Origin of the sequence: Corynebacterium sp. H127, from assembly GCF_037482665.1 — a bacterium.
GTDB lineage: Bacteria > Actinomycetota > Actinomycetes > Mycobacteriales > Mycobacteriaceae > Corynebacterium.
On sequence record NZ_JBBHKY010000004.1, the window covers coordinates 57,521 to 70,296 of the forward strand.

Below are 12,776 nucleotides of genomic sequence, written 5' to 3' on the forward strand. Positions count from 1 at the left end.
CGCTAGACTCAACCGCGTAACCGGTCCGTGGACCGGATAGGTTCGTTATGTCTCAGAATATATTTTGAGGACATAATATTGGAGGATTCTGTGAGGGCAGAGTCTTTCCGCTTAGTCAGGAGGAACTAATGACCGCTGTAGCGCCTAAGGTGGACCATTCGGTCGTGCCGGCAAGGCCTGCACCAACAGGCAATGCTCGCAAGGGCTCATTTGCTTGGAAGATGCTAACTACCACCGACCATAAGCAGCTGGGCATCATGTACATCATCATGTCCTTCAGCTTCTTCTTCCTTGGTGGCTTGATGGCTTTGCTGATTCGTGCCGAGCTGTTTTCCCCAGGATTGCAGATCGTATCTAACGAGCAGTTCAACCAGCTTTTCACCATGCACGGCACCGTGATGCTGCTTCTCTACGGCACCCCAGTGGTGTGGGGCTTTGCCAACTTCATTCTGCCTTTGCAGATTGGTGCGCCTGACGTGGCATTCCCGCGTCTGAACGCCCTGGGTTTCTGGCTGACCACCATTGGTGGCGTCGCAATGCTGTCCGGCTTCCTGACCCCAGGTGGTGCCGCAGACTTCGGCTGGACCATGTACTCTCCGCTTTCTGATGCCATTCACTCTCCTGGCATCGGTTCTGACATGTGGATCGTTGGCGTGGGCGCCGGTGGCGTAGGCACTATTGCTTCCGCAATCAACATGATCACCACGATTCTCTGCCTCCGTGCTCCAGGCATGACCATGTTCCGTATGTCCATCTTCACCTGGAACATCTTCGTGACCTCGATTATTGCACTGCTGATCTTCCCAGTTCTGACCGCTGCAGCTTTGGGCGTCCTTTATGACCGCAAGCTTGGCGGACATTTGTACGATCCAGGCAACGGTGGCTCCGTCATGTGGCAGCACCTGTTCTGGTTCTTCGGCCACCCAGAGGTTTACGTTCTGGCGCTGCCGTTCTTCGGCATCATCTCTGAAATCGTGCCAGTATTTTCCCGTAAGCCAATGTTCGGCTACGTCGGCCTGATCTTCGCAACCCTCTCCATTGGTGCACTATCCATGGCAGTGTGGGCACACCACATGTTCGTCACCGGCGCAGTGTTGCTCCCATTCTTCTCTTTCATGACCTTCCTGATCTCCGTGCCAACCGGCGTGAAGTTCTTCAACTGGGTTGGCACCATGTGGAAGGGTCATATCTCCTGGGAAACCCCGATGCTTTGGACCATGGGCTTCCTGGTCACCTTCCTCTTCGGCGGTCTGACCGGCATCATGCTGGCCTCGCCACCACTGGACTTCCACATCTCGGACACCTACTTCGTGGTGGCTCACTTCCACTACACGCTGTTCGGCACGATCGTGTTCGCCTCCTGTGCAGGTGTGTACTTCTGGTTCCCGAAGATGACCGGCCGTATGCTCGACGAGAAGCTGGGCAAGGTGCACTTCTGGCTCACCTTCTTCGGTTTCCACGGCACCTTCCTTATCCAGCACTGGCTGGGCAACATGGGCATGCCACGTCGTTACGCTGACTACCTGGATACTGACGGCTTCACCCTCTTCAACCAGATTTCCACCGTTGCTGCGTTCATCTTGGGTCTGTCCGTTATCCCATTCATCTGGAACGTGTTCAAGTCTTGGCGTTATGGTGAGATCGTCACCGTTGACGACCCTTGGGGTTACGGCAACTCCCTCGAGTGGGCAACTTCTTGCCCACCACCACGCCACAACTTCACCTCGATGCCTCGCATCCGCTCCGAGCGCCCAGCGTTCGAGCTGCATTACCCTCATATGGTCGAGCGCATGCGTCTTGAGGCACATACCGGCCGCCACTAATACGGCTTAGCCTCCTCGACATCCTTCATTAAGGCCCTACCCCCCAAGCCCCAGTGGCTTTGGGGGGTAGGGCCTTAATGTATTCCACTGTGCATGGAAGAATGAGAGCCATGACTGAACAGCACTCACAGGAACCGTTCAACGCGCTCGCGCCCGGATTGCAACCAGTACTCATTACCATTACCGGCGAGGACCAATCTGGAGTATCTGCCGCGGTTTTTCGGGTTCTTTCCGCTCACGACGTGCAGTTGGTTGATATCGAGCAGTCGGTCTTTCGGGGCCACCTGTCTCTCGCGGCCTTCGTGGGCGTGGCTGCGGAGAGAATCCCCACTGTTGCAGAGGGCCTGCGTAACACCCTCAAAATCTACGGCCTGCAGGTTCGGGTGGAAGAGCTGGAAGCTGTCCCAACGTCGCGGCCGCACTCCACACACGTGGTGACAATGCTGGGCGCTCAAATCACCGCGGAGCATGTACACAGCGTAGGCCGCACCTTGGCTAACTACGGCGCAAACATTGAGGCCTATCGTGGACTAACTGACTATCCGATAACGGCGATTGAACTCGATGTCTCAGTTCCCAATGCGAATCCCGGGGGAGGAGTGCCGCTCAGGCGAGCCTTGGCCGAGCTTTCACACGAAATCGGGGTGGACATCGCGATTGATAGGGCCGGCGTGCAACGGCGTGCAAAAGGCCTCATCATGTTCGACTGCGACTCCACCTTGATCACCGGTGAGGTCATCGAGATGCTCGCGGCCCATGCGGGGCGCGAGGAGGAGGTAGCTGCAGTCACGGAACGTGCAATGCGTGGCGAGCTTGACTTCGAAGAGTCATTGCGAGAGCGCGTAGCCACTTTGGCTGGACTCGATGAGGGCGTAGTAAGGGAAGTGGCAGCAGAGCTGACACTGACACCAGGAGTCCGGACAACTTTGAAAACCCTGCGGAAGCTTGGCTTCAAGACCGCGGTTGTCTCCGGCGGTTTCATCCAAGTTTTGGAGGACTTGGCTAAGGAGCTGCAGCTGGATTATGTCCGCGCTAACACGCTAGAAATAGTGGATGGCAAGCTGACTGGGCAGGTGATAGGCAAGGTCGTCGATAGGCAGGCTAAAGCAGACTTCCTGCGGGAATTTGCTGCCGATTCAGGCTTAGAGATGCACCAGACCGTTGCGGTGGGCGACGGGGCAAACGACATTGACATGATTTCGGCTGCAGGATTGGGTATTGCTTTCAACGCCAAGCCTGCACTGCGCGATGTTGCGGACGCCTCGGTGAACTCGCCCTTCATGGATGAGGTGCTGTACATGTTGGGCATCAGCAAGTTGGATGTCGATCGTGCCAACCGATGAGCTGACCCCCGAGTTCCGCTGTGCTCATCAGCGTTTGCAGGCAGTAATCGCCTCGGATCGAGATGGTGAAGACCCTGAAAACCCGGATTCGATTCAAGCCATGCCAATTGTGCTCAACATTCCGAAGCTAAACCCACCGGGTCGTACTGCGCTCCTCGAGGCAGCCGCTAGAGCTGTGGTGACGCTGTGCCTGGACACCCGTGCCGGCACGGATTCACAGTTCGCTACGGCATTGGGCAATTGGTACGGTGCTCGGATCCGCAAGATAGCCCGCCGGGCGCGAAATGCGCAATGGGAAAAGGTGCAAAGCCTCGTGGGAGCAACCGTGGAGCACGATGGGGCCCAGGCCCGTGCGTTCCTCCCGAGCCCAGTGCACCTGACGGCACCGGCAATCTCGAAACTGCAGATCGGTGGCACGGACCTTCCTACGGAACCTGTGCGGAAGCCGGTAGCCGGGCAGCCCACAATAGCCGTCTCGGCGGGACTTGGGATGAGCGTGGGGAAAATGGCCGCACAGGTCGGTCATGGTTCCATGCTGCTTGCTGCACACATGTCGGCGTCGGAAGCATTCCGATGGTCTAGGCAGGGCTTTGACCTGAAAGTTTGCGAACTTTCAGAGACTGATTTTGCTGAGTTCGCAGCTCGTCCGGATGCCGTGTTAGTTCGGGATGCGGGTTATACGGAGGTAGCACCCGGTTCAGTCACGGTCGTGGCACATAGAAACGGATTTTGATATGTCATCTCTAAAGACAACGGCATCTGCGACTTCGAAAGCGAAACCTAAGTCCAAAGGCTGGGTTCCCGATCAACACGGTGCCTGGGTCATGGTCACTGTGCCAGTGGTCCTGGGAGTATTCCTCGCGGGGCCGCGTTGGATTCATCTGCCATTGACAATCGCATGGTATGCGGGCTACTTTGCGTTCTTCGCTCTGAGCTGGTGGCTGCGTGCTCGTGGGAAACGCAGAACAGCGTACGTTCCCGCACTTGCCACCTATGGTGCGTCATGTGCGGTGGCGACAATGGTCGTCGTTTGGCGGCTGCCATCGGTATTGATGTGGGCGGGCGTGTTTGGGGTTTTGATGCCGATCGCTGTGTATGAGGCTTATCGACGCCGCCCCCGCTCGCTACTGTCGGGTCTAAGCACGGTGCTGGCTTCTACTGCGATGGTGCCCCTGGCCAGCTTCGTTGTCGGGGAATCGCTGTCACCACGGCTGCTCACAATTACTGCGCTTATTGCGTTGTACTTCTGTGGCACGATCTTTTATGTCAAGTCGCTCATCCGCGAAAGAAATAATCTACGATTCCGCTGGGTATCAGTGGGTTTTCATGCAGTGTCCACTGTGGTTGTGCTGCTGTTGGTTGGGTGGGGACTGTGCCATTGGGGAGCAGTATTGGTGTTCAGCGCGTTGACGCTGCGCGCTTGGCTCATGCCTTGGCTTGGGAAGCGCCGCGGTAAGCCGTGGACCCCTAAGTTTGTGGGTATGACGGAGGGGATTTCCACCTTGGCAGTCGTTGCCGCGTCCCTATTCTGAGCTGTGGGACTCCGCTATGCTGAAAGTGGATCTAACCAGTAAAGAAAGGTATTGACGCGTCATGAGTAATCCGTATGCCGATCCGAATGAGGGCTATCAGCAGCAGTATTCTTCGATTCCTGCCCCAGGTGGCAACGGGACATTCGATGCCATGGATTCCATTGGCCAAGCATGGAACATCATGCGTGAAAATCTGGGTGCATGGCTGCTGTCTGCCTTGACCTATCTGGGCGTGTACTTGTTGCTCTTTGCCGGTGTGATGGTCGGCTGGTTCGTCTATTTCGTGCAAATCTCCGCAGCGGATGCTGCGCCGAGCCTCATGGCTCTCATTTTGTTCTTCATCGCGATCTGCGTCTCCGTGGTGGCGATGGTCCTGTATGAGCTGGTGCTTTTCCGCGAGTCGGTATACGCGGTGGGCGGGAAGCGCCCCAGTTACCGCGACTTCTTCACCTTCCGGCGTTGTAGCATGCTGTTCTTGGTATCGATAGTCGTCGGTCTGCTCTCTATGCTCGGCCTCATTGCACTGATCATCGGCAGCATTGTTATCTCGTTCTTCTTGGGCTTTGCAATGCCAGCGGCAGTGTTTGAGGACATGACTGTTGGGGCCGCACTGAAGTCTTCTTATGAGGTGGTTAAGAACAATGTGGGGCAATCCTTGTTACTGTTCGTGTTGCTGTACCTCATTAACGCTGCTGGTGGCACCGTTCTCGTGGGCATGATCTTTACGATTCCTTTCACTTACATCGCGATGTCCCATGCTTATATGGTGGCAGTGGGGCGTCCAGTGCAGCGTCGCAACTAAGCGCCATCGCGGATAGGGGCTGGGCTGATGGCGGTTGAGCCATAAACCGCCATCCTGGAAATGGCACAATTTCATAACTTAAGTTTCCGAATGATCACGGGCACGTTAACCTATATTGGTTAAACGCTGCCCGTTTTCAGTTGGCTGCACGAGATCCTATTCGGAAAGGCTAATTCACGATGTCCAACCCATTTGGCAATCCTGAGGGAGATGCCAGCCAAAACCCGTACGGCAACAACCCTTACGGCTCACCACAACCCAATACCGGCCAGGGTGGGCAGGCAGGGTATCCGCACAATCCCTCCCCTAACGATCCGCAGCAGGCTGGCTACCAGCAACCGGGTTATGGATACGGTGGCGGATATCCACAAGGTGGCAATCCGCAATACCCAGGCGTGCAGTCTCAGGCAGGGAAGTTTGATGCGGTCAATTCACTTGAGCAGGGCTGGAGGGGATTCAAAGAAAACCCCTGGCCGTGGATACTCGGCATGTTGATCTATGGTGTCATCGGTGGACTGATTTTCCTGGGTGGCATCGTTCCAACCATTATGTGGTCTATTGAAAACTCCGCAAACGAAGCAACACAGCCTCCCTTCGGCTCCATAATCATCCTTATTCTGGCTACCGTCATCTTCACCATTGTGATGCTGATACTCCAAGCCATTAATACTCGAAACGCGGTGCGAGTGGCCAGCGGTGAGCGGATTTCCTTGCGGGACTTCTTCACCTTCGACGCTGTGCCAAAGATCTTCCTGGTTGCCTTCCTGGTAAACATTGCGGTCAACCTTGGTTCCTACCTGGTCATCGTGGGCGTCATTGTGGCTTTCTTGTTTATGTTTGCTGGCTATGCCGCTGCAGTGCCGGGGGTCGGTATTTTCGATGCCTTCGCTGAGTCCTTCACTGTAGTGAAGAACAACCTCGGGCAGGCGCTGCTGTTCTTGCTGTTGGCGGGTCTCATCGCAATGTTGGGTGTATTAGCGCTTTTGATCGGAACCTTGGTCGCTAGTCCTGTGATTGTCATCGCAACAGCTCATGCCTACCTCAAAGCAACAGGCCGCCCAGTTCAAGAACGCGTGTAACAATAAAGCTCGGAAACAAATTGTGGCTGTGGAGCATTCCATAGCCGCAATGGAGTCGAGAAGAAAAGTAGGACTGGGCCCATGACGAACCCGCATGGACATTTGCCACCGCCACCGCACGCAGCCACGCAATACCACCACGGGCCACCGGCGCGGAAAGGTGCATTCGAGCTGGCCCTGAATCTATGCATCAACAATTTCGGCGGGATGTTGCTCAGCCTGGCCGGCGGAGCCGTTGCAATCGTGCTGCTTTTCGCATCGTTCATCCTGACGGGCTTCTTTTTTGAAGAAGTCCTGCGGGTGGCACAAAGCCAGCTGGATAGGATCATGGCAACAGGGGCGGTGCTTCTCATCGGCGCAGTGTTTGTCATATCATTGTGGGTCGTTGCGATTCAGCATCGCCGTGCAAGCGATCTGTTGGCGGGGAAGCAGCCGACTTTGGGGCACTATCTAACTCTGCGGGGCACCGGCCGCATCATGATGGCCTATCTGCTGTCCAAGCTGGTCGCCTGGGTACCGTTACTCGCATTGCTTGCGATGCTGCTGCTGCCCGGATTCACAGCAGATGGGGGCACAGGGGAGCTTTATGTTGTTGGAATCGTCGTGGCGGTCATCGCTTCGCTGTTATGGATTCCAGTGGCGAGTTATTTGACCTTCTTTGTCACCGCGGCCGCAACCCAGATGTCAATCTCGCGGGCTTTCGCCCGGTCCTGGCACCTGACCACGCAGCGTTTCGGTGACAGTTTCGTTACCTTTCTGCTGGTCGGCCTCATCCATTTGGCAGAATCATTTTCTTCCGGCTTAGCTGCGGTAATCACCTATCCGTACTTGTCGGTCCTCATGGTGACCAAGTATCAAGAACTGGAGCGGGAACTAGCCCAGCTGCCTGCGGAGAATTTTTCCAGCGGCGCTGCGGGGTATCCGCGCTACTAGGTGTACGGCGCGGACCCGCTCATAAGGAGCAACGTGGGCTGCCACCCAGTTCTTGATTTCCGCAGCAGACAGTGGGGAACCGGGTTCCACCACTACGAAAGCTTCTGGTTGTTCTTCGCCACGCGGGTCATAGCCCCTCGTCACCGCGCAATCATGCACGTCGGGTAGGTCTAGGATCACTCGCTCTAGTTTCACCGGCGACACCTGGAAGCCGTGGTACTTGATGATGTCCTTGATCCGGTCCACGACCTCAAAGGATCCGTCTGGATTGCGTCGCACTAGATCGCCGGTCCGCAACCAGCCGTCGACAAGCGTGCGTGTGGTCGCCTCGGGATCGCCCAGATAGCCGGCCATCACCTGCGGGCCGCGTACCCACATTTCCCCCTCTGCAGCCGGCTCATGGGTGTCCGGATGGCGCACGCTAATCGACGTCCCGGGTAATGGATGTCCGATGGAAGAGATCGGGAGTCCGGGTTGTGACGCCAAATGAGTAACAGGAGCGGCCTCGGTGAGCCCGAAACCCTGCATAATCCGCGCGTCAACGCGCTCAGCTGCGGCCCGAGCGGTCTCCGGGTTGAGTGGGGCTGCCCCCGAGATGACAGTCTTTAGGGTGGAAAAGTCAGTGCGGGGTACGAGTGGGTCATTTGCCAACAGTGTGGCCAAAGGCGGGGCAATGAAGGTGAGGTCTACCTGATGTGTTTCGTGTGCCTTGATGAAGGATTCGCGCTGAAAATCTTGTGCGACAACGCGGGCTCGCAAAGCAAGTGGGACGTTGAGCAGAGCGGTGAGCCCATAAATGTGGCTGAATGGCAGCACTGACAAGCAGGTTTGGCCGGGGCGTAGCGGCAGCACTTGGCGGAATTGCTCCACATTGGCGGCTAGGGCGCGGTGCGGCAGCATGACAGCTTTTGGCGTGCCGGTGGTTCCGGAGGAAAAGGGGAGACAAGCGAGTTGTTCGGGGTCGATCCTCGTCGTAGGGGCGGTGTGAGCGCCCCGGGGTCTACGAAGCTTGCGAGCTTCCGACAGTCCCAGCAGTAATTTTGCATTCACCGCGCGCAGCTGGCTGTCTCGATCGGAAGTGGGCAGGTGGGTGCCGAGCGGGGCTACCACCGCGCCGAGGCGAAGCACCGCGTGGAAGAGCACCGCGAAATCTGCACCATTGGCAAGCTGGATCCCGATGACATCATTAGGTCGTACGCCGTGATGAAAGAGGTTCGCTGCGGCATCCTCAATGTTCTCAGCCAGTTGGGGGTAGCTGAGCTGTTCATCGCCACTGATGATGGCGGTGGTGTCCGGCAGATCGCCGCCAAAGACTGCTTCGTACACACTCATTGGGCTACCAATCGTTTCAGGGCATCCTTGGCGGTCTGTGGATTGGTTGTCTCCCAAAACACGGGCATTGAGCGGCGAAGAAATGAACCGTAGCGTTTGGTCACCAGACGATTGTCCAAAACTGCGACGACACCACGGTCAGTGACATGCCGGAGCAAACGCCCCGCCCCCTGGGCCATCAGCAAGGCGGCATGGGTAGCGGCGACTTCCATGAAGCCATTCCTGCCCTCGGCATCAGCCGCTTCCTTTCGTGCTTGGAGCAGCGGGTCGTCTGGACGCGGGAAGGGGATGCGATCTATCAGCACTAGCGAACAAGCCGAGCCGGGAACATCCACACCTTGCCACAATGACAGCGTGCCGAAGAGACACGAGTTCTCATCAGCCGCGAACTTGTCCACCAGTGCACCCGTAGAGTCTTCCCCTTGACAATAGATATCAAAGGGCAGGCGCAGCCGCATCGCCTCGGTGACTTGCTCGGCCGCACGACGGGAGGAGAACAACCCCAGTGTGCGCCCACCGGCAGCCATGATGAGCTCGAAGATTTCATCAAGAGTCTCTTGCGGGACACCATCGCGGCCTGGGTCGGGCAACTGGCGGGCGGTGTACAGGATGCCTGATTTAGCCGGGTCAAAGGGAGTACCAGCATCGAGGCTATCCCAGCTGCCTTTGGGAAGTCCCCAACTGGCGGCCATGGCATTGAAGTTGCCGCCGATGGTCAACGTGGCTGAGGCCAGAATCACGGTTTGGCCTTCAAACAAGCGGGAATGCAGCAGACCAGCAACTGACAGCGGGGCCACGCGCAGAATATTGCCACGACGCTCGTCCTTGTTAAGCCATACGACATCCGCGTGTTTTGAAGCATCCGACTGGGCGAAAACCTCCAAAATACGCACGATGGCATCGTGAAGATCAGTGAGGTGATTGCTCAGGGATTGGCGCTCTGCAAATCTCTCCGGTTGATTGGCAGCTTCGCCATCGGGGGCGCGTTGAATGGTTTCCCGCAAACTCCACAGCGCGTCTTTCACGGCGATGAGAATATTCTGGGCGACTTCGGGCATAGCTTTCCATCGGCCATCAGGGGCGCTCATGAACGCGTCATCTAGTTCACGGGCTAGGTCAGTGACTTTGTCCTCACGGCCCTCAGCACCCAACTTTCCGGCACGTTTCGCCGCCATATTCAGAGAGGTGACTGAGATTTCATTTGTGGCCACGGCAGTGATGCGGCCGTCCAGTTCATGCGCTTCATCGACGATGATCACTTCGTGTTCGGGCAGGATGTTGATATCGGCAAGCGCATCAATGGCGAGTAATGCGTGATTGGTAACGATGATGTCCACATCTTTGGTGGCTCTGCGGGCCAGCTCAGCAAAGCACTCTTCGCCGTGGGGACAGCGGGTGGCACCAAGGCACTCCCGGGAACTCACACTCATTTGGCGCCATGCCAAGTCCGGCACACCAGGTTCCAAGGTGTCTCGATCTCCGGACTCGGTCTCATTAGCCCATTCATGCAGGCGGGCAACGTGTTTCCCCAGCCATGAAAGCTCTTCTTCTGGAATGAGCGACTCGCCGCCATCCAGTTGTGATTGGGAAACCTTGTTCATGCACAGATAATTTTGGCGCCCTTTCATGATGGCGAAGGTAGGGCGACGCTCTAACAATGGTTCGAGGGCATCAGCAAGCCGGGGCAAATCTCGATCCACGAGCTGCCGCTGCAGCGCGATCGTCGCAGTAGAGACGATGACCGTAGTACCGGTTTCCTGCGCATGTCGGATAGCAGGAACCAGGTAGGCAAGAGACTTGCCCGTTCCGGTGCCAGCCTGGACTGCGAGGTGCCTTTCGGTTTCCATCGCCTGGGTCACCGCCGCGGCCATGCGTTCTTGTCCTTCGCGCCGGGTCCCGCCGAGCGCTGTAACTGCAGCGTTAAGCAGGTCAGAGGTGCTAGGGCTGCTTGAGCTGCCGGGGCTGGAGGTATCTGGCATTGCAACTTTCGGGCGAGGTAGAGCGACTGGGCTATCAGTCAGTGTAGTCGGTGTCAGTTGGCGGGTATGCGGCATGGCAAAGCCCCGATCCTCCTGGTGGGAAGTCGGGGCTGTGCAACCTAGCGGGTTGGCTAAACCTTAAGCGAAGTCGCCGCTGTCAGTGTCGCCCTGTGGCATATCGACGTCGATGGTAGGGGCCAGATCGGAGGTGACTTCCTCGTAGGAGTCGTACATCAGATCATCGTCGGTGTTGATGCCCTTGATATCGGCGTAACCGTCGAAGTCGGTGTCGATGAGTGCCTCATCGGTCTGGCCGTCGCCGTCGGTGTCGCGGTGCTCCTCGTCGATGCGGCCGTCGTAGTTGCCATCGACAATCACGGTGTCGGTGATGTTGTCATCGTTGGAATCGTATTCCAGGATGTCAGCTCGGCCGTCGTTGTTGGTATCCTGCGCGAAGCCATCGGAGTAGCCGTCGCCGTCCAGGTCAACTTCGGTGCCGTTTCCGGTGCTTGGCGCGCTCTGAGCGCTGGCGGGTGCGTTGGTCGGCGCAGCTGCAGCCGCTGGTGCCTCCGAAGCTGGTGCCTCGGAAGCTGGTGCTGGTGCTTCGGTCGCTGGTGCCTCGGAAGGTGCTGCGGCAGTGGCGGCACCACCGGCAGCGACATCGTTCAGGCCTTGTCCCATGAGGTCACCCAATGCGGACTGGCTATCGGTGACATCTTCCATGTTGCGCTGGTGATCGGCCACACCGTCGTTGTTGGAATCAAACACGAAAGAGTCGCTTCCTCCGCTGCCTTCTTCGCTGTAGTGCACAGAGTCGATGTCGCCGTCGCCGTCCCGGTCGTAGGCGCGTACGTCCACGTTGCCATCGCCATCTGTGTCGATGCGTACGACGTCATCAACGCCATCTCGGTCGGAGTCTTCGAGAGTGCGGTCTCCAGCAGCAGTTGGGGCTGCAGTTTCTGCCGGCGCTTCCGGAGCAGCTGCCTCAGGGGCTGGCGCCTCTGGAGTTGGAGCCTCTGGCGATGCGGAAGATTCTGGGGCTGGGGTAGTGGCTTCAGCCTGTGGGGCTGCTGCGGCACCTGCGGCGGCGCCACCGGCAGCTCCAGCGGCACCAGCAGCAGCGGAATCACCAGCTGCATCTGCAGCGCCCTTCGCGCCATTGGTTGGGATTCCCTGGGAGAAAGCGCCCTGTCCAACCGCCTGCTGTGCGGCGGAAAGCTCGCCGTCTCCGGAGGTGCTGTTGACGCGGCCATCGCCGTCAGAATCGTACTGGTCAACGTCCATCTTGCCGTCGCCGTCGGTGTCGTAGTGCATGGAGTCGATGCGGCCGTCCTCGTTGGAGTCACGTGCCTTGGTGTCAACAACTCCGTCGCCGTCTGTATCCAGTTCAACCTTGTTGACTCGGCCGTTGTCATCCGTGTCCACGATGTGGGTTTCAATCAAACCGTCGTTGTTCTGATCGAGGGACACCCGATCCATGGTGCCGTCCTTGTCGGAGTCCACGAGGACTGTGTCGGTGATGCTGTCCTTATCCAGGTCCATTTCCATCTTGTCGGCCTTGCCATCTTCGTTGGCATCGGTGACGGTTCCGTCGGCCTTGCCATCGCCGTCGATGTCGACCTGGTAGGAGTCGAGCTTGCCGTCAAGATCGGAGTCCTGTGCTCCGATTACCTGGCCTTGTACTTTGTTTCCCTGGGCATCGATGGTCTCGAACGCGCCTGGCTTGGTGCCTGCGGAGTTCTGCTCAGCTGCATTCTTGTTGTAGTCAGACATTGGGGAACCCTTTCGGTCTCGTGACTTTCGTCATAGGTTGGTAGTGCCTAGTATCGTTCAGGACTTCGCTGTTGTCCTGTCGTTTATGGAATGCGGCATCGACCCGTTATGTTCCCCGGGGGTAGAAAGAACTCCGAATAAGAAGAAATATTTTCAATAAAACATGCGGTCGATAATGGT

The 12,776-nt window shown here is 57.4% G+C and carries 10 protein-coding genes; 7 read left to right on the forward strand and 3 right to left on the reverse strand.

All coding sequences use genetic code 11. The features are described 5' to 3' along the window. Positions 1–128 precede the first annotated feature (128 nt). From ctaD to WG936_RS05665, 7 genes are all read left to right on the forward strand, one after another. Positions 129–1,823 carry an aa3-type cytochrome oxidase subunit I gene (gene ctaD / locus WG936_RS05635; RefSeq protein WP_339564995.1) on the forward strand — a complete coding sequence of 565 codons (1,695 nt, stop codon included), beginning with the start codon at positions 129–131 and terminating at the stop codon, positions 1,821–1,823. A gap of 101 nt (positions 1,824–1,924) precedes the next feature. Continuing rightward, the gene (gene serB / locus WG936_RS05640) at positions 1,925–3,166 is read left to right on the forward strand and encodes a phosphoserine phosphatase SerB (RefSeq protein ID WP_445227936.1); all 1,242 of its coding nucleotides are present in this window, start codon (positions 1,925–1,927) and stop codon (positions 3,164–3,166) included. Then, positions 3,144–3,899 carry a peptidyl-tRNA hydrolase gene (locus tag WG936_RS05645; RefSeq protein WP_445227937.1) on the forward strand — a complete coding sequence of 252 codons (756 nt, stop codon included), beginning with the start codon at positions 3,144–3,146 and terminating at the stop codon, positions 3,897–3,899. Before serB ends, WG936_RS05645 begins: the two co-directional genes overlap by 23 nt. A 1-nt stretch (position 3,900) precedes the next feature. Then, the gene (locus WG936_RS05650; RefSeq protein WP_339572368.1) at positions 3,901–4,698 is read left to right on the forward strand and encodes a YwiC-like family protein; all 798 of its coding nucleotides are present in this window, start codon (positions 3,901–3,903) and stop codon (positions 4,696–4,698) included. Positions 4,699–4,759: 61 nt separating this feature from the next. After that, positions 4,760–5,500 (forward strand): hypothetical protein, encoded by a 741-nt coding sequence (locus WG936_RS05655; RefSeq protein ID WP_339572369.1) that lies wholly within the window; start codon positions 4,760–4,762, stop codon positions 5,498–5,500. 179 nt (positions 5,501–5,679) lie between these two features. Continuing rightward, entirely contained in the window at positions 5,680–6,579 is a 900-nt protein-coding gene (locus tag WG936_RS05660; protein WP_339564990.1) for a hypothetical protein, read from the forward strand. Between the two features lie 81 nt (positions 6,580–6,660). Next, positions 6,661–7,512, forward strand: coding sequence for a hypothetical protein (locus tag WG936_RS05665; protein WP_339564989.1), 852 nt, complete (start codon positions 6,661–6,663; stop codon positions 7,510–7,512). Here WG936_RS05665 and WG936_RS05670 read toward each other — a convergent pair. The 3 genes from WG936_RS05670 to WG936_RS05680 form a co-directional block, all read right to left on the reverse strand. Next, on the reverse strand, positions 7,453–8,844 hold the full coding sequence (locus tag WG936_RS05670) for a class I adenylate-forming enzyme family protein (protein WP_339564988.1): 1,392 nt from the start codon (positions 8,842–8,844) through the stop codon (positions 7,453–7,455). The two genes, WG936_RS05665 and WG936_RS05670, sit on opposite strands and share 60 nt — an antisense overlap. Then, positions 8,841–10,823 (reverse strand): ATP-dependent DNA helicase, encoded by a 1,983-nt coding sequence (locus WG936_RS05675; RefSeq protein WP_339564987.1) that lies wholly within the window; start codon positions 10,821–10,823, stop codon positions 8,841–8,843. Before WG936_RS05675 ends, WG936_RS05670 begins: the two co-directional genes overlap by 4 nt. Before the next feature lie 138 nt (positions 10,824–10,961). After that, entirely contained in the window at positions 10,962–12,596 is a 1,635-nt protein-coding gene (locus tag WG936_RS05680; protein ID WP_339564986.1) for a hypothetical protein, read from the reverse strand. Positions 12,597–12,776 lie beyond the last annotated feature (180 nt).

What these genes read in the sequence shown, in the direction of transcription:
- ctaD (WP_339564995.1), top strand. Translation starts at nt 129, where the DNA reads ATGACCGCTGTAGCGCCTAAGGTGGACCATTCGGTCGTGCCGGCAAGG.
- serB (WP_445227936.1), top strand. Translation starts at nt 1,925, where the DNA reads ATGAGAGCCATGACTGAACAGCACTCACAGGAACCGTTCAACGCGCTC.
- WG936_RS05645 (WP_445227937.1), top strand. Translation starts at nt 3,144, where the DNA reads ATGTCGATCGTGCCAACCGATGAGCTGACCCCCGAGTTCCGCTGTGCT.
- WG936_RS05650 (WP_339572368.1), top strand. Translation starts at nt 3,901, where the DNA reads ATGTCATCTCTAAAGACAACGGCATCTGCGACTTCGAAAGCGAAACCT.
- WG936_RS05655 (WP_339572369.1), top strand. Translation starts at nt 4,760, where the DNA reads ATGAGTAATCCGTATGCCGATCCGAATGAGGGCTATCAGCAGCAGTAT.
- WG936_RS05660 (WP_339564990.1), top strand. Translation starts at nt 5,680, where the DNA reads ATGTCCAACCCATTTGGCAATCCTGAGGGAGATGCCAGCCAAAACCCG.
- WG936_RS05665 (WP_339564989.1), top strand. Translation starts at nt 6,661, where the DNA reads ATGACGAACCCGCATGGACATTTGCCACCGCCACCGCACGCAGCCACG.
- WG936_RS05670 (WP_339564988.1), bottom strand. Translation starts at nt 8,844, where the DNA reads ATGAGTGTGTACGAAGCAGTCTTTGGCGGCGATCTGCCGGACACCACC.
- WG936_RS05675 (WP_339564987.1), bottom strand. Translation starts at nt 10,823, where the DNA reads ATGCCAGATACCTCCAGCCCCGGCAGCTCAAGCAGCCCTAGCACCTCT.
- WG936_RS05680 (WP_339564986.1), bottom strand. Translation starts at nt 12,596, where the DNA reads ATGTCTGACTACAACAAGAATGCAGCTGAGCAGAACTCCGCAGGCACC.